The organism is Rickettsia conorii str. Malish 7, assembly GCF_000007025.1.
Classification (GTDB): Bacteria; Pseudomonadota; Alphaproteobacteria; order Rickettsiales; family Rickettsiaceae; genus Rickettsia; species Rickettsia rickettsii.
This window is the reverse complement of sequence record NC_003103.1, coordinates 987435-1004966: the sequence shown is the minus strand read 5'-3', so window position 1 is coordinate 1004966 and position 17532 is coordinate 987435. Positions and strand designations below refer to the sequence as shown.

Below are 17532 nucleotides of genomic sequence, written 5' to 3'. Positions count from 1 at the left end.
TTACCGAAGCTCTAGAATAAAAAAGCTAAAGCAATTTTTCTTAATGATCCAACTAGACCTAACAAAGAGATTATTATATCACCGGATATAGATTTGGCAAAAACGTTTGTTGCTGAAGGGGATGCACTAGTGTTACTTAATCAAAATGAGGAGGCGGTAGATACTTATGCTACTGCTGAAAATATATATTGGAATAATTATAAAGAAAATATGAAAAATGTGTATGAAATAAGTAATATGTATTTTGCAGCCGCTAAAGCTAGTTGTACTTTACCTAAGAAATTTTGGTATGAAAAATTCCATAATAATCAGATAGAACAATTCGGTGCTGATCATCCGAATAGTATTAAAATTTTAAACCTTAAATGTGATGGTTCAAATTAGCTAGAATTTTTTCTGATTAGTGCAATAAAAAAACCGGACGCGGTAAGAATAATTCCAAGCCAAATAAAGCTTATCGTTGGCTTGTAATATATTTTAGCATGGATTATATCGCCGTCTATATTACTTAAAACTGCGTAAAGATCATATAATAAGTAAGAGTATATATCACTTTCTTGCGATAAACTCTTTTCAACTATATAAAGTCTATTTTCCGGCTTTAATATAGTTATATTACGGCTATTATCCTCAAGCCAAAATTCAGCGATTTGTCTATAATAATTTTTACCTTGAGCAAACTTAATATTTTGCAATGTTACTTTAAATTCGTTAAATGTTTTACTTGTTCCTACTCTGCCGGTAAAATCCATTTCACTTTGTAATAATGTATTCATAGTAATACTAAAACTAATTAGTGCAAAACCAAAATGCCCAAGGATCATACTAGCGTTACTTGCTTTAAGTCTATTTCTACAATAATTAGTTTTAACCAAAAGATAATGAATATTATGAAGCATAAGAAATATAGATGCGATTATAGTTAAAATCGATATAACACTAAATGTTACTTTTAATGATATTAAATAAGTAATTATTAGAGATAATATTAGAATTATAATATGTTTTTTAATAGAGCTTCTGGTAGTAAATAATCCTATGGTACCAAGAATAGGGATAACGAATATAATAAAATTATTAACAAAAAATGTTTCACTAATAATAATAGATTTATCGTCGAATAAAGAGTAAAGTGGCGGATAAAGTGTGGCAGCTATTAGCACAATAAGGCTAAGAAGGAGGAATATATTACCGAGGAGTATGGAGTTTCCACAATGCGTCATTGCGAAGCCACAAAAGTGGCTGTAGCAATCTTGGTTAGCTTCCTGAGATTGCTTCGTCAATGTTAATGCATTTCCTCGCAATGATGTGGTAGTATACCACCCAATACTACCAATCCCCATAATCAAAAATATCCCAAGCAAGTATATTCCTCTCTCAGGTGAGAATGCAAAAGAGTGAATTGAGGTAATAAAACCGGAACGTACTAAAAAAGCACTAAATATTACTAATAAAAAAGTAATGATGGATAAAATTACTGTCCAGTTTTGCATACGTCTGGTTTTTGTTGTTACAATTATAGAATGATGGAGCATAATTCCGGATAACCAAGGAAATAGTGAAATATTTTCTACCGGATCAAAAAACCAAAATCCGCCCCAGCCGAGTTCTCTATATGCCCACCAAGAACCAAGGCTAATTCCTATGGTAGTAAATAAGATACCGATATTGGAAAATGTTTTGAGAAGTCTTAGGTCATTAATGGATGCCCGCTTTCGCGGGAATGACATAAGTGGGTATGAGAATGACATAGAGGCACAAACAATAGTAAACGGTACTACATAGCTAACATAGCCTAAATAAAGCAGAGGAGGATGGATGCTCAAAGCAATATCTTGTAGCATCGGGTTTAAGCCTAACCCTTCTTTAGGAACGAAAGAAAACACGTTAAAAGGATTGGAGGTAAAGTAAATAAAGCTGCTAAACAATAATTGTATGGCTGATAGAATAATAATAGATAAAAATTTAAGACGGTTATCTTCAAGTAAAAATATATAACAGCAACTAACGATTTGTAATAAACAAAACCATAATAACATTGAGCCTTCGTGGCTCGACCAACTACCGGCTATTTTATATATTAAAGGTTTTAAAGTACTGGAATTTAAGAAAACATTTTGTAGTGAAAAGTCAGAGATAATAAAGGCATAGACTAGGGTAAAAAAGGCAAGTATAGTACATGAGGCAGCTATGTAGAAGGGGCAAGTAATGAGGTAGTTGTCATTCCCGCGAAAGCGGCAATTCAGTCTATAAAGTAGAGATTTTTTATGGATTCCCGCTTTCGCAGGAATGACATAAAAGACAAAAGACAAACCGATAACCGACAAGTACATCGTTGTTAGTAGTAAAAAATTACCGATTTCACTCACTGCTTATTGTTGCCTCGGTAGTAGGTAATACGGTAATTTTTACGCTATCAATCTTATTGGCAATTTTCTTTAAAATAATTACCTTTAAATTAAATATTTCAATTACTTCCCCTTGATTTGGAATTCTAGCAATTTTATGTATTATTAATCCTGCTATAGTGTTTGCATCTTCATCCGATAAATTCCAATCAAGTTCTCGGTTAATATCTCTAATAGTCGTAGTTCCTTTTATAATGAATTCGGTATTAGACTTCTTGATAATTTCATTATTAAGTCTATCATGTTCATCAGTAATGGGTCCTACGATTTCTTCTATAACATCTTCAAGAGTAATAATACCTAGTAGAGTACCATACTCATCTACAACACAAGCAAAATGATTATTACGTTCTCTAAATGCATGTAGCTGGTCTACTACAAGTGCATTCTCAGGGATAAACCAAGGTGGGGTTAGAAGTTTATTAATATCAACTTTTTTTGCATCATTATTATTTTCGTATAATGCTTTAAGCAAATCTTTTAGATTGAGAATCCCTATTATATTATCTCTATTATCTTGCCACAAAGGTATACGTGTATGAGCACCCGATAATAAAGTTTTAATTATCACTTCATGAGGTAGGTCGATATTAAGGGCTATAATACTACTTCTGTGAGTCATAATTTCCGATACCGTCATATTACGTATATCTAATATCCCGCCGAGCATATTACGATCAGATTTATAAACTCCGCCTTCTTGATGGTAATGCTCAATCACGCCTCTTACTTCTTCCGTTCCTGATATTTGAGGATTTAAATTAATACGCAATATGAAGCAAAATATTTTTGTAATGTAATCAAGAGCAATATTAATAGGTTTGAAAAGCTTTAAAAATATTACGATAGTTGAAGCCATTTTTAATGCTAATTGTTCAGGTTTAGCAACGGCTATTGCTTTCGGTACTACTTCGGCAAAAACAATAATTATAAAAGCCATAACGCCGGAAGCAACAATGGGTCCATTATCTCCAAGAAAGCTAATAAAGAGAGTAGTAGCAATAGTGGTACAAACAGTATTGATTAAACTATTACCTATTAATAAAGTTCCTATGACCTTTTCTTTTTTCTTAAGAACCTCTAAAATTGTTTTAGCACGCTTATTACCGGCGATTTTAAGCTTATGAATCTTCCCTGGGGAAGAAGCGGTAATAGCAGTTTCGGTAGCGGCAAATAAAGCAGATAAGGCGATCATTATTATAATAACGATCACAAGTATGGTAGTCATTCTTTGTTAAAATATAAATTAACTATAAATAATTATATTAGTAATTATAGATTTTACCTAATGTTTTTTTGTTATCAACGACTCCTTTCAGTATCTTTTGTTTTTCGGCTGTTAATAAGATTGTGAAATTTGTTATTTGTAGATGATGTCTTGCGTGATTCGTGTCCAATCGCTATTGCTTGTTGCTGTATTAATAATGTATTAGCTTGAGCTTTCCTTAAATTTATACCTTGGTCTTTAGATTCTTCAGTAGTTAGAATTTTTTGCCCTTTAGAGAGTTTGATCGCACTATCGCATACGAACACTCCGCAATCATATACATTTTCTTGTTGCTTAGTATTTAGGTCTGTTATTTTTGCATCGGGATAAATTTCGGTAATATATTCTGTTACTTTTGGTCGAGATTCCAATGGCTCACCATAGGGATCATTATACATAAAGTTTATATTACCTTTATCATCTTTACTAGCCATTAAGAGTAACCAATGTTTATGTCCTGTATTTAGTGGTATAATTGCAGGCTTATTATCTAGTATTAAATCCTCTACTGTAACACGAAGAGTATCTTTTAGTATTTCCGGCTCTTCTAAAGAGGCATGATGAAATATAGAGAACATATTCTTATCTATATTTGCTTCCAATATATTTTTTATATCATCTTCAGTGTATAAATAAGTAGGTTGTTTTATATTTCCTGTATTATAAACACCAACTTGATCTTCAGTATTTATAACCAGTGATGATTTTTTTTCAGGTACCTGCGGTTTTGGCTCTATTACTGGTTTGGCTAATTGTTGTTCTGCTTTTAGAGATTCCTTATACATTTCCTGTGGAATTCCTAATTTTTCCCATGGTTTTTGATTATTAGCGGGAGCTTGCTGTTGCGGTGGATTTATAGAAGATGCAACAGTGGTTAGTGGTTCTTCTGTTATTGTCGGCTTTGCTTCCGTAGTTGGAGTTGTTGATTCGTGAGTTTTAGGTTCTTCTTTTTTGCCGAATATTGCTTCTTTAAAACTAGTTATTATATCTTTAAAATAGTTAAAAATTCTTTTAAAAAAACCTTGCGGTTGTGGTTGGTTTGCTTTTAGAGGTTCATATGATATTGTTTGTTCTACTTGTATATCCTTAGGTTTATCATTAATAACTTTCTTTGTATTAATAAAATTAAAGTCAATAGGATTTACCTCAGTTTTACCTAAATCTTTTTGAAATTGCCTAGATATTTGTGATACATATTTTTTTAAGTTTTCAGCAGCATTATTTGCATCTTTTAAGATTTCATTAATTTCGAGTTTCAATCCGTAAATTTGATCTTCAGAGGTAATACCGAATTTAGCAGTGATAAGATTTGTTGCTTCGTCTGCAGAAAGAGGCCAAGTTTCTATAATCACTCTACCGCCTTGATTTTTAGCGTTTTTTATTATTTTATCTAGCTTTTCTTTATCAGGTATTGTACCGGAAAGTAATTGATCAATTTTACGATCAGATACAAGATTGTTAAAAACAGATGTTACTAAACTTATATCCGTAATTGTAGTGGCTTTATCTTTTGGTACTATACCATCGGCTATAGATAAATTTTGATCTGCTTCATTTGTAAAAAAAACATGATCAACTTTTTTCATAATTTGCTTCCAATAAGCTTCTAGTTCAGAATTTTGGGGTAATGAATTATATTGATCAAAAGTAATAGTAGTTTTTATATTTAAATTTTGTAAATTAATTAAATCTTGTACCGTAAAAATGGGTTGTATATTATTGTTATTAAGTTGAATATTAAAAATCGGTGTTTTGCCCTTTTTGTGGGATTCTTGTAAGATCTCCGAAAAAATACGTTCTTTATCGGGTATATGTGATGCTTTATTAACTTCTAGCCGGATAATAGGCAGTTTATTTTGAGTTTCCTGCTTGTTTATTTTCTCTAATATCCGATCTTCACCTCCAAGTAAAAGAGTAAATATAATAGACTCAGCCATTACTAACCTTTATTAAAAGAATATTGGGTTCTGTGAAAATTTCTAATTGATTTGCTATTTTAAGATATTTTTTAGCAAAAATTATAAGGTTTTTGAAGGAATAGTTATTCATATTTCAAAAAAATCTTATAATTTGCAGCAAAAAAGAGCCAAAATTAAATCTTTTTAGAAATCTTCACAGAACCTACATATAATTATTAGAATTTTTGAGCTTTAAATCAAGCTATATTTAATAATCTGTGCTTTAGCTTATATAATTTATCCATTTTATGTGCTAATTCATAGTTATGTGTTACCATAATAATTGCGGTATTTTGTTCTCTTGCTACTTTTAAAAATAAATTAAATACTTCATTTGTAGTTTTGGGATCTAAATTACCTGTCGGTTCATCTGCTAAAATAATTTTCGGCTTATTAATTAAGCTCCGAGCTATAGCGACCCGTTGTTTTTCTCCTCCCGATAATTCTCCAGGCATATTATAGAGTTTTTTCCCAAGCCCTAAATCATCTAATATCTTTGTTGCATCTTCTATTGCTTCTTTTTGATCAAGACCACTAATAAGCCTTGGCATAATAACATTTTCAAGAGCGGTAAAATCTTTAAGTAAGTGATGTTGTTGATAGATAAAACCTAAATAATGAAGACGAATGAGATGATATTTTTGATACTTGCTATTTGGTATGATGACTTGACCTTTTGTAGGTTTATCAAGCAAGCCGGCAATATGTAGTAAAGTTGATTTGCCGCTACCTGAAGAACCTATTATAGCGATTAATTCACCTTCATTAACCGTTAGATTAAGATCATCTAGTACTCTAACAATAGTTTTGCCTTGGCTGTAATGTTTTGAGATATTTTTTAAAATGAGGATTGTATTATTCATATCTTAGGGCATCCACGGGATTTAATTTTGAGGCTCTATAAGAAGGATAAATTGTCGCAAGAAAACACAATATTATAGATAAAGAGGTAATTAAAATAATATCCTCAGCTCTTACTTTTGAAGGTAAACTATAAAGAAAATAAATAGCTGCCTCGAAAATTTTAGTACCGGTTATACGCTCCAAATAATTCTTGATAGTTTGAATATTATAAGAAAAGGTAACACCAAGGATTACACCTAGTGTTGTGCCAAGTAATCCTATAAACATTCCGTTATAGATAAAAATAAGCATTATTTGCTTAGTGCTTGCTCCCATAGTTCTAAGAATTGCAATATCTGAAGTTTTATCTTTAACAAGCATAAATAAGCTTGAAATAATATTAAATGCGGCAACCGTAATAATTAAAGATAGAATAGTAAACATAGCTGTACGCTCAACAGCAAGAGCACTTAAAAATTGTGAATTTAAGGTTTGCCAATTAAATACATATAGGGTTGGACCTAAGAGCAATTGTATTTTATGTGAATATGTGAGAGCTTTATCGGGATCTAGACTATTAATTTCGATTAAATTAATATCGTTGCCGAGAGATAAGAAATTTTGTGCTGCGGTAAGCGGCATTAATATCGTTGTCAAATCATAATCATACATACCGCTATTGAAAATTGCTATAACTTTAAATTCTTTTGATCTTGGCATACTGCCAAAGGTGGTAGAAACTGAATTATTCGGTGAAATTAATCTAATCTTATCCCCAACGGTTACGCCTAAATTGCTTGCTAATTGTTCTCCGAGTGCTATTACGTTTTTGCCGTGAAAATTATCAAAACTACCAAAATTTACATTTTTAAAAATTTCATTTCTTACACTTAGATCCTTTAATTTCATACCTTTAACAAGCACACCGCTATTATTACTTTTACCAAGAGCCAAAGCTTGACCGTAAGCAATGAATGTTACATGTTTTACATAATCTTGTTTTAGGAGTTTGGCTTTAATCTCTTCATAGTTATCAATACTACCACCTTGCCGATTTATCACTATATCCCCATTTAAGCCGATAATATTTTTAGTAAGCTCTATATGAAAACCGTTCATAACGGACATGACTACTATCAATGCTGCAACGCCGATCATGACGCCCACTAAAGAAAAGGCAGAAATAATAGAAACAAACTTTTCGTTTTTCTTAGCTCTAAAATATCTGAAAGCTATCTTGAAGATAAAATTGTTATTGATCATTTGTTTATTTTTTCTTACATCCGTTTCTAGGTTATTCCTGTGTGAATCAGCTTTTTTGTCATTGTGAACAGCCGTAGGCTGCGTGGCAATCTTATGAAATAATAACAAATTCCTAAGATTGTTTCGTCAACACTTACAGTTTTTCCTCGCAATGACGACACAATTGATGACATAAAGACATCTACACGTTACTAGAAATCTCAAAGACTTTATCATACTTAAATAATTTAGGTAATGTTACTAACCCAAATAGTGTAACACTGGATATAGTAATGCCAAGAGGAGTAAAAGTACCGTTATATAAAAATCCTACTAATTGCAGCCCAAATGCCGTTAAAATCAATCTAGCCACAGTGAAAATAGCCGTCATACGAGCTTTACCGTCCGGAATAGCTTCTAAAAGCAATGGCCATAATATGTTAATCGGATATATCACACCAAGAGATAATAATAAAGTAACTATTGTTATGGTTAAAGGATTATTAATATTATATACAACTAATATGCTATTGCCTAGTAGGAATAGTATTATAAATATAACTCCAAAATAGAAGCAATTTTTAATACCGAATTTTTTAAAGCAATAACCGCTTGAAAAGCTCATAATTGAGAATAGAGCTGCCATTGCTCCTTGATAAAGTCCGAAATATTCTAAAGTTACACCTAAATCTTGCATATATAAAATAGGAGCAATCCCAATAAATATCCAATACCCTTGTGCAAGAAATATCATTGTAAGTATATAATATATAGCTTTTGGCGATTTGAAGATAGGTATATATTCTTTTAAAGAAATACGTATTTTTTTATTAACTTCTCTTTTTGGAATAAATAATATACCAAGAATTAGGCTGATCAAACCTATTATAAGCAACAAAACAAAATTGCCACGCCAGCCCCAAAATAAATTGACGTAGCTACCTATAACCGGTGCTATTGCCATAGAAAGGGCAATAGTGCCGTTTAAAATGCCCATGAATCTTTGCTGTTCTTGTACCGAATAAATATCGGCAAGAACAATATATACTAGCACTGCAACCGATGATATTCCGCATCCTTGCAAAAATCTTCCAAATAATATAGCTGCATAATTATTTGCAAATACACACAATAAACTACCAAGATTAAAAATCAGTAAACCGAGTATAATAATCGGTCTGCGTCCGTACCTATCTCCTAAATTACCGACTATAAGCGAAGTAATACAATAAGCAGTTAGATTAACACCAAGTAGTAACTCTGTCATAAAAGTTGAAAGGTTGAATGTATCTTGTATTTCAGGAAAACTTGGAATGAATAAATCTATTTCCGCTCCAGCGAGTATTTCCATGATGATTACGGTAATAATTAATTTCATAATTAATTGTTAGTTTGAGGTTATTTTAGCAAAGTATTATTGAAGCCGAAAGCCTTGCGCGATGTCATCCCTGCAAGGCATTGTTGCATAGATACCAAGTCGTCATTGCGAGCGAACGTTAGTGAGCATTGCAATCTCAGGAATTCTTCCCAAGATTGCTTCATCAATTTACTATTGTAAATTTTCTCGCAATGATGGAAAAACCTATCCACGCAACAACATTTTTGCGGGAATGACATAAATAAGGATGCAGGAATGGCAGCAAAGCCACACAACAAATTAGCTTTCTATATTCTTATAGCTTACAATAATTAGTGTATTGTTTTACTAAAGAAAGAATAAATGAATATTTATGCTCGTCTAGCAATTTTTATTTATCAGGAGTATATACATGACACGATAACAGGAAGACTGAAAGGAAGTGCAAGCAGAAACTTTTAGTAATATATGTTAATAATAATGATTCCTAACATGTGGGACTATTAACAGAATAAATTTTAAAGCTAATTAAATTTATTTTTACTGCAAATTATAAGGCTTTTTTAAAATAGGATTCACACTATTCCTTCAAAACTCTTATTAATTTTCGCTAAAAATTCTTTTTAATTATCAATTAAAATTATTTTGTTAACAGTCCCCTATCAATTTTAAAAATTAATTAAAATATTACTGATTAATTCCTAAAGCTTGTTTTTGAGTATCGGTAGTATTCTCCATTACCCACTTTTGGACATCAGGACTTAACATATTATACTGATCTGCTGTTAAACTAGCAACCCAAGCTTGTTGATCGTCAGTACTCATAGCTTGTATTTGGGTTGTTGTAACTGAAGCTGGGGCAGGCATTTGCATTGATGAAGCAAATACTGAGCTCGCGAAAGTTAGAATTAATAAAATCTTTAATAAACTTTTCATTTTGTAAACCTTTTTTGTTTTGTAATTACGATTATAACAAAGCTACGGCAGCTTTCAAGCTAAATTATATTAAACATTTAAATTTTTTATACTAAGGAACTTTTATTGTAACAAATATATCAATTATATACTTTATTGTCATTCCCGCGAAAGCGGGAATCCAGTAAAAAGCGTTCAGTATCATACCGTGGCTTGACCACGGGATCTTGTGTCACAGATTATGCCCTAAGATACCACGCTCAAGTCGTGGTATGACATTAAGGTTGACTGGATTCCTGCTTTCGCAGGAATGACATACCCCTTTATATTGTTAACTGCTCTCTGCAAATATTTCGATAAATTTCTGAGTTTTTAGATAAATCATTATGTGATCCTTCAGCGACTACTCCTCCTTTATCTATGACTAAAATATAATCAGCTGATTCTATACTACTAATTCGATGGGCAATTGATATAATAATGTTCCCTCTCATTATTTTTTTTATAGACTCTAGTAATTTCTGTTCGCTCATCGTATCTAAAGCACTCATTGCCTCATCAAGAAGCAAAATTTGCGGCATGCGTAGTAATGCTCTAGCAATAGCTATTCTTTGTTTCTGTCCTCCTGATAATCTAACCCCTCTTTCACCGATTTTAGCATTTATACCGTCATGAAGTTTAGCAGCAAATTCTTCTATTCCTGTAATTTTTATTATCTCATTTATTTCGTCGTCGCTTGCTTCATTATTACCGAATATAATATTTGATTTTATAGTGCCGGAAAAAATGCTAGCCTCTTGAGGAACATAGGCAATTAATTTACGAATTTCAGCAGGATTTAAAAGAGTTATATCTTGATTGTTAATAAGGATAGTGCCGTTTTCTTGCCGGTAAAAACGCAGCAGTAACTGTATCACAGTACTTTTTCCTGCACCTGATCTACCTACAATACCAAGAAACTTATTGGCATTTATCTTCAAAGACATATTATTAATAATCCTTAAATTAGGTCTTGAATGATAGGTAAAATCAACATTTTTGAATTCTATCGAGATTGGATCGGAATTATTTAATTCTAAATAATTATTATGTGCTATAGGTGTCTTATCTATAATTGTAATTATTCTCTCAAGGGCTGTAACAGGTAAATGCATTTCGCTTAGTAGCTCAAAAATACCGCCACAGCTAACTCCGGCGATAATCGCATAATAAATAAACGAGATAATTTGTCCCGCAGATAAATGACCTTTCACTATATCTGAAGCTCCGATCCAAACGACTAAAGTAATCGCAAGAAATATAACGGCTATTGAAATCGCAAAGAATAAAGCACGAATTTTTAAACGGGTTTTGCAGTATATTAAATAGTTTTGTAATTTAGTGTCAAAATCGGCAATTTTGTTTATTTGATGGTTAAAAGCATAAATAGCTCTAATATTATTAAAAGTTTCATTAATATCCGATGCTAAAAGTGACTTAGATTCTAGAGCTTTTTTAGATAAAACCTTAACATGCTTGCCGAATTTAATTAAAGGAATTAATAAGATAGGAATGGTAATAATTACTATAGAAGCGAGTTTAAAGCTTTCAAAAAACATTAATGTAATGCTGCCAATTAGCATCACCGAATTGCGAATAAAAAAAGATAAGAAATTAACGATGAGAGTAGATATTTGATCTATATCATTTGTTAGGCGTGAAATTATATCGCCGATTTTTAGTTCTTCAAACTCTTCAATTTCATAATTAATTAAATTACTATAAGCTTCTTTTCTTATTTGATTAACTGCCTTTTCAGCAACATTATTGATAAAATATGAACGAAAAAAACTAGCAATACTTAAGATGATAATTAATAAACAAATATATAATATAGAGTTATCAACCGATGAAATATGGTCTTTGCTCAAGCCTTTATCAACTAAATTTCTAAAAACACTACCGATTAGTAATAATGAAGCTGATACGCTAAGTAAAGAGATCATAACGATGATCAAATCTTTTTTATAGCACCTTAGATATTTAGCTAGTCTATATAAAAGTTTGATATCCATAAGAAAAAAATGTCATTGCGAGCGACTGTAGGCGTTGTTGCATGGATGTCAAATCGTCATTGCAAGGAGCGAAGCGACGTGGCAATCCAGAAAAATAACAAAAAAGTACTAATTTTAGCATTTTTTACTGGATTGCTTCGTCAATTACTTTGTAATTTTCTTCGCAATGATGATTTGGTAACCACACAACAATTCCAAAATATGGGGCGAGTGACGGGATTCGAACCCGCGACCCTCAGAACCACAACCTGATGCTCTAACCAACTGAGCTACACCCGCCATAAATTAACAACATAAATTTAGATTATCAGAAGGAGGTAGTCAAGAATATTTATTGTATTAACATATATTATTTGCCTTATATATTATAACTATATATAGTGACAACATGAATCAGTATATAAAACTTATAAATAAAGAAAGCTAAACAAAATCCTAAAGGATTCAGTTTCTCTGATTCATACTTTAATGACTAAGTGCGGTTGGGTTAAAGATAGGCAAAAAGGTAGCCATCAGATTTGGTACTTGTCCAAAGGAAATAGGTTATCTATTCACACTTTTGGCAATATGGAAAAAGAATATCAAGTTCGACCATTTTTAAACTTTGCAAAAGGAAATGAAGATGAAAACAAATGATACATTTGATGGGTTTACTATAGAACTTTTTAAAGATACGGATGGAGATTGGCTAGCAAGGTTTGAAGAGCTACCGAATGTATCAGCTTTTGGCAATTCGCCTGAAAAAGCACTGCAAGAATTACAACAAGCTTGGACTTTAATGAAAGAAAGTTATATAAGTCATAATCAATCTATCCCCTTAGCTCCGTCTAGGAAAGAGTATAGCGGACAGTTTAATGTTAGAGTAGATAAACGTGTGCATCGAGCTTTAGTACTTGAAGCACTTAGAGCAAAAATTAGTTTAAATGCTTTAGTATCTCAAAAATTAACTTTATCGGTAAAACAATGAAAAAAAAAGCAGTTATTTTATTAAGCGGTGGACCTGATTCTACTACGGTTCTTGAGATAGTGAGCAAAACGGATTATGAAATTTATGCTCTAAGTTTTAATTATCATAGACGCAATAGTCTGGAAGTCCAAAAAATCCAAGGATTAATTAAAGATTATAATGTAAAACAACATAGGGTTATTAATATTGATTTGCAGTCATTTATCGGTTCTGCATTGACTGATGATAATATAGATGTACCAAAATTTCAAAACACAGATCAATTACCAAGTGACATACCGGTTACTTATGTACCGGCACGTAATACAATATTTTTAAGCTACGCACTAGGAGTTGCTGAGGTTATAGGAGCTAGAGATATTTTTATTGGGGTACACACTAATGATTATACTAACTATCCTGATTGTCGTCCTGAATATATAAAATCTTTTGAAGCAATGGCAAATTTAGCAACTAGGGTAGGAGTAAATGGAGAAAAAATTACTATCCATGCTCCTTTAATAAATATGACCAAAGAGCAAATAATTAAAAAAGGGCTTGAGCTTGGAGTAGATTATAGTAAAACAATATCATGTTATGATCCAACAGAAGACGGTTTATCTTGTGGTCAATGTCTATCATGCATTGCACGACTTGATGCTTTTAAAAAGAATAATGTACAAGACCCGATTAAGTATGTATAATTATAGATATATAAAAATTAATAATAAAATAATATGAAGTAAATTTGTATACAAGGTGGAAACCATTGTTCACCTGGTATACTCATTATTTAAAAATCTTCTGTATAATATGAATATGTAATATTTATATTATACAGCAAAATAGTTAGTATATATGATAAATAGAGGACATTTATATGCCTCTTTTCCTGTGCTTGATTTAAACGATATAGTTTTACGAGAGTTAGCCGCGGAGGATGCACAAGATTATTTTAATTATATGAGTAAGCCGGAAATGGCTATTTATATAACTGATAGCAATAGGCCTAAAGACGTAGAAGAGGCTGGAGAGGAAATACGTTATTGGTCTAGTTTATATAAAAATCATAGAAGTTTTTATTGGGGAATTGCCATTAAAGACGATAATAAATTAATAGGTACTGCCGGTTTTAATATAATAAATCTAGAGCATCATAGAGCAGAAATAAGTTATGATCTAGATCCTAATTTTTGGGGTCAAGGTATGATGTTAAAAGCTATAAAGAATATTTTAAAATTTGCTGATTATATTGGTATTATAAGAGTACAAGCAACAGTAATTACTGATAATTTTCGTTCAATTAATCTTCTTGAGAGATGCGGTTTTGCTAGGGAAGGAATTCTTAAAAAATACGAAATAGTTGCAAATGAGCATAAAGATTATTATATATACGCAAGAGTACTATAGTAAGAATTGTTAAAATAAACATAAAAAAGAAAGTTAATGGTAGTAGAAGCTGATAAAAAAGCATTGATTTGTTCGTTTTGTAGTAAAAAACAACATGAAGTAAAAAAACTGATAGCAGGTCCTGCAGTATTTATTTGTGATGAATGTATAGATTTATGTACAGATATTATGAAAGAAGAAAATAAAGTTGCTTTAAAGCAAATTACTTCTTCAATTCCAACGCCGCAAAAAATATGTGGCATTCTAAATGATTATGTAGTTGGGCAAGATCAAGCGAAAAAGATTTTAGCAGTAGCGGTTTATAACCATTATAAGAGGCTTGAATATGTACAATCCGGCAATAATGACGTTGAGCTTAATAAGTCGAATATCTTACTGATCGGTCCTACCGGTTCAGGAAAAACTTTACTTGCTCAAACGCTTGCTAAAATTTTAGACGTACCTTTTACTATGGCGGATGCTACTTCTTTAACGGAAGCCGGGTATGTCGGTGAAGATGTTGAGAATATATTACTGCGTTTATTGATAGCATCTGAGTTTAATATAGCAAAAGCACAAAAAGGTATAATTTATATTGACGAGGTTGATAAAATTGCCCGTAAATCGGAGAATCCTTCTATTACACGGGATGTATCGGGTGAAGGAGTACAGCAGGCATTACTTAAAATTATGGAAGGAACAGTTGCTTCCGTGCCTCCTCAAGGCGGTAGGAAACACCCACAACAAGATTTCGTACAGTTAGATACTTCAAATATCTTATTTATTTGTGGTGGTGCTTTTATGGGGATTGATAGCATTATAACCTCAAGAACTAATCATAGTTCTATAGGCTTTGCAGCTAACGTAAATATAGATAAAGAGAAAAATAATAGTGAAATTCTTAAATCCCTAGAGATTGAGGATTTAACTAAATTCGGTTTAATTCCTGAATTTATCGGTAGATTACCTATCGTTACTACTTTAGATGAGTTAGACAAAGAAGCTTTAATTACAATTTTAACTAAGCCTAAGAACGCCATAGTAAAGCAATATCAGAAACAATTTGAGCTTGATGATGCTGAGCTTGTAATTGATTATTCAGCCTTAGAAACTATTGCCGAAAAAGCTCTAGCTAAAAAGACGGGAGCAAGAGGACTTCGTTCAATACTTGAGCATCTTTTGCTTGATAGTATGTATAAAGTTGCCGAGCTAAAAAAACAGCGTGTTACTATTACAAAAGAGGTAGTTAACGGCTTAGTCGAACCGATAATGACCTCTCTCATTTCTACAAAATCAAACAAAAAACAACCGATTATTACAGATATACCGGCGTAAATATTATTGCTTCTCTATGTCATTCCCGCGTAGGCGGGAATCCAGAAAAATAACTTCAATATTGATGTAAGAAGTTACACATGTGATAAAGTAAACATATACAACACAAGTTTTTTATATGTTTTACTGGATTCCCGCCTACGCGGGAATGACATAGAGAAGCATGCAACAAGACCTACGACTGCTTGCAATGATGGGTGGGTATCCACACAACAACGCCGGCTTGACCACGGGACAATACTAATTTGGTATAAAATTTATCCTAAACTAGTATTATAGCGGTTTAAATACCATTAAGAAAAAAATAATACTCAAACTGATAAATACCGGCCAGCCTAGGTAGAATCATAATTTAAATAATTTATAATATTTTTCCGGTAGGGGAATTTGCGGTTTTAATGCTTCAAGTGCCATATTTCATAGTGGAATTTGAATCCATACCACCAGAAGCCAACAACTACCGGCGATTATGTATCCGATATAAGTGAAGGTAAGTCATAAATCAAAATAATTATAGACAAGCATATTTACTAATATTATGCCGCTAACCGGTTGAATTATCACAGTTGGAGTAGTAAAAAGAAGATCAGCTATTGTAGTGCGAGTTGCATATGCCGTTGCAGTCAAATCACCGGTTTTATTTGCCCACCACATAAAAAAAAGCAGTACCAATTCCAGTACCAAATAAAGTGGTAGAGCTAATAATATGCATAGTTTTTATAAAAAGATAATCCATTATTTATCTCGTTCTATTGCCATGAATACTAAAGTAAGTAATATTACTGGAATATTTTTAAATATCGGACCAAGCGGATCTAGCCACAATATTGGCTTAAGATATGTTAATAGTAGAGTATAAGCTAGTATTAATAAAATTTGTAAACTACATATCCTATTTAGTTTATTTTTGATAATTAGTAGAATTCTAAGAATAATATCTGTAAAGCAGCTTCCATATAATATGTAAGGTGCTATTTGTTTATCAAATCCTAGTGATATTATAATTTGCATACTAGCATCATAAACAAAAATGCTTGAAATAATTCTTGTCATTATCCAAAATAGTCCTAAGACAAAAATAAAGCCTAGCGTGCCATATGGATTGTACGGTTAAAGGTTTGGTTGCAAAACCTTGTTGCAAGTTTCTAGGGATTATAGAAGTAAAATCGATAAAATCTTTTTTATCAGCAATATTAGGTTGAAGTAACATATTATACGCAGTAGAATTAAGGGGTCCTATTTTGAGACAATCTTCTAATTTAGCTGCTATTTTAATGAATATTAAAGGAATGTTTATTAGTCTTCCATGACTCCAAGCCATCTTCTGAATCCAAGCAAGATATCCTTCATGTTCACTATGTCTGGTCCAACTATTTTTAATAATGTGTGGATTTTTCCTTCCCTTTCTATACAGTGAATAATTACTTTCGTTAAATCATCAATATGAATAGGTTGAAATTGTTGTAAACCATCACCTATTAAAGGAATAAAATACTGTAATGTTGCGCAAGAGCCCTAATAAATAGCGAGGTACCACCATAACAACTCCTTGCGTAAACAAGAGACGGTTGTAAAATTATCCAGTCTATATTCCTAATTTTTGTACATATTCTTCAGCTGCTTTTTTAGTTAAAGCATAAGCAGTGTTTTTTTCATTATCTATTCCAAGAGCTGAAATATGAATAATTCTTTGTACGTTAGTAAGGGTGCAAGTCTTAAATAGAGCCTTTGGATCATTGACATGAACATTGCCAATATTATTGCATTACTAGACGTTAACACACCTGATACATTAATAACTATATCTATGTTATTTAA

18 protein-coding genes and 1 tRNA gene are annotated in these 17532 nt (G+C 31.9%); 6 read left to right on the top strand and 13 right to left on the bottom strand.

All coding sequences use genetic code 11. The features are described 5' to 3' along the window. Positions 1 to 93 precede the first annotated feature (93 nt). On the top strand, positions 94 to 384 hold the full coding sequence (locus RC_RS05390) for a hypothetical protein (protein ID WP_010977659.1): 291 nt from the start codon (positions 94 to 96) through the stop codon (positions 382 to 384). Here RC_RS05390 and RC_RS05385 read toward each other — a convergent pair. From RC_RS05385 to RC_RS05345, 9 genes are all read right to left on the bottom strand, one after another. Next, positions 381 to 2369, bottom strand: coding sequence for a heme lyase CcmF/NrfE family subunit (locus RC_RS05385; RefSeq protein WP_010977658.1), 1989 nt, complete (start codon positions 2367 to 2369; stop codon positions 381 to 383). The genes RC_RS05390 and RC_RS05385 overlap by 4 nt on opposite strands. Further along, complete coding sequence (locus RC_RS05380) at positions 2362 to 3636, bottom strand: HlyC/CorC family transporter (protein ID WP_010977657.1); 1275 nt, start codon at positions 3634 to 3636, stop codon at positions 2362 to 2364. The genes RC_RS05385 and RC_RS05380 overlap by 8 nt, the downstream gene beginning before the upstream one ends. 74 nt (positions 3637 to 3710) lie before the next feature. Beyond that, positions 3711 to 5612 (bottom strand): Ulp1 family isopeptidase, encoded by a 1902-nt coding sequence (locus RC_RS05375; RefSeq protein ID WP_010977656.1) that lies wholly within the window; start codon positions 5610 to 5612, stop codon positions 3711 to 3713. Between the two features lie 218 nt (positions 5613 to 5830). Next, positions 5831 to 6496, bottom strand: a complete 666-nt coding sequence (locus RC_RS05370; RefSeq protein WP_010977655.1) for an ABC transporter ATP-binding protein — start codon at positions 6494 to 6496, stop codon at positions 5831 to 5833. Then, on the bottom strand, positions 6489 to 7739 hold the full coding sequence (locus RC_RS05365; protein ID WP_041471775.1) for a lipoprotein-releasing ABC transporter permease subunit: 1251 nt from the start codon (positions 7737 to 7739) through the stop codon (positions 6489 to 6491). The genes RC_RS05370 and RC_RS05365 overlap by 8 nt, the downstream gene beginning before the upstream one ends. Positions 7740 to 7920: 181 nt before the next feature. Continuing rightward, on the bottom strand, positions 7921 to 9096 hold the full coding sequence (locus tag RC_RS05360; RefSeq protein WP_010977653.1) for a multidrug effflux MFS transporter: 1176 nt from the start codon (positions 9094 to 9096) through the stop codon (positions 7921 to 7923). Between the two features lie 666 nt (positions 9097 to 9762). Next, entirely contained in the window at positions 9763 to 10011 is a 249-nt protein-coding gene (locus RC_RS05355; RefSeq protein WP_010977652.1) for a DUF2673 domain-containing protein, read from the bottom strand. A gap of 302 nt (positions 10012 to 10313) precedes the next feature. Further along, positions 10314 to 12044: an ABC transporter ATP-binding protein gene (locus RC_RS05350; protein WP_010977651.1), complete on the bottom strand. Its 1731-nt coding sequence runs from the start codon at positions 12042 to 12044 to the stop codon at positions 10314 to 10316. 202 nt (positions 12045 to 12246) lie between these two features. Then, positions 12247 to 12323, bottom strand: a tRNA-His gene (locus tag RC_RS05345). A gap of 189 nt (positions 12324 to 12512) precedes the next feature. Here RC_RS05345 and RC_RS11090 point away from each other — a divergent pair. The 5 genes from RC_RS11090 (at position 12513) to clpX (ending at position 15714) form a co-directional block, all read left to right on the top strand. Beyond that, positions 12513 to 12680: a type II toxin-antitoxin system HicA family toxin gene (locus tag RC_RS11090; protein ID WP_010977650.1), complete on the top strand. Its 168-nt coding sequence runs from the start codon at positions 12513 to 12515 to the stop codon at positions 12678 to 12680. Further along, positions 12667 to 13011, top strand: coding sequence for a type II toxin-antitoxin system HicB family antitoxin (locus RC_RS05340; protein WP_012151206.1), 345 nt, complete (start codon positions 12667 to 12669; stop codon positions 13009 to 13011). The genes RC_RS11090 and RC_RS05340 overlap by 14 nt, the downstream gene beginning before the upstream one ends. After that, positions 13008 to 13694 (top strand): 7-cyano-7-deazaguanine synthase QueC, encoded by a 687-nt coding sequence (queC, locus tag RC_RS05335; protein ID WP_010977648.1) that lies wholly within the window; start codon positions 13008 to 13010, stop codon positions 13692 to 13694. Before RC_RS05340 ends, queC begins: the two co-directional genes overlap by 4 nt. Before the next feature lie 154 nt (positions 13695 to 13848). Then, entirely contained in the window at positions 13849 to 14400 is a 552-nt protein-coding gene (locus tag RC_RS05330; RefSeq protein ID WP_010977647.1) for a GNAT family N-acetyltransferase, read from the top strand. A 36-nt stretch (positions 14401 to 14436) separates the two neighbouring features. Next, on the top strand, positions 14437 to 15714 hold the full coding sequence (gene clpX / locus RC_RS05325; RefSeq protein ID WP_010977646.1) for an ATP-dependent Clp protease ATP-binding subunit ClpX: 1278 nt from the start codon (positions 14437 to 14439) through the stop codon (positions 15712 to 15714). A 495-nt stretch (positions 15715 to 16209) separates the two neighbouring features. Here the strand turns inward: clpX and RC_RS10470 are convergent, their stop codons facing one another. The 4 genes from RC_RS10470 to RC_RS10465 are packed head-to-tail and all read right to left on the bottom strand — an operon-like array spanning position 16210 to position 17035. Continuing rightward, the gene (locus RC_RS10470; RefSeq protein ID WP_071597814.1) at positions 16210 to 16368 is read right to left on the bottom strand and encodes a DUF2269 family protein; all 159 of its coding nucleotides are present in this window, start codon (positions 16366 to 16368) and stop codon (positions 16210 to 16212) included. Continuing rightward, positions 16352 to 16426, bottom strand: coding sequence for a hypothetical protein (locus tag RC_RS10845; protein ID WP_267878461.1), 75 nt, complete (start codon positions 16424 to 16426; stop codon positions 16352 to 16354). Before RC_RS10845 ends, RC_RS10470 begins: the two co-directional genes overlap by 17 nt. A gap of 23 nt (positions 16427 to 16449) precedes the next feature. Continuing rightward, on the bottom strand, positions 16450 to 16767 hold the full coding sequence (locus RC_RS09505) for a DoxX-like family protein (RefSeq protein WP_010977644.1): 318 nt from the start codon (positions 16765 to 16767) through the stop codon (positions 16450 to 16452). Next, a complete protein-coding gene (locus tag RC_RS10465; protein ID WP_010977643.1) occupies positions 16733 to 17035 on the bottom strand; it encodes a hypothetical protein in 303 nt (100 codons plus the stop codon). The genes RC_RS09505 and RC_RS10465 overlap by 35 nt, the downstream gene beginning before the upstream one ends. Positions 17036 to 17532 lie beyond the last annotated feature (497 nt).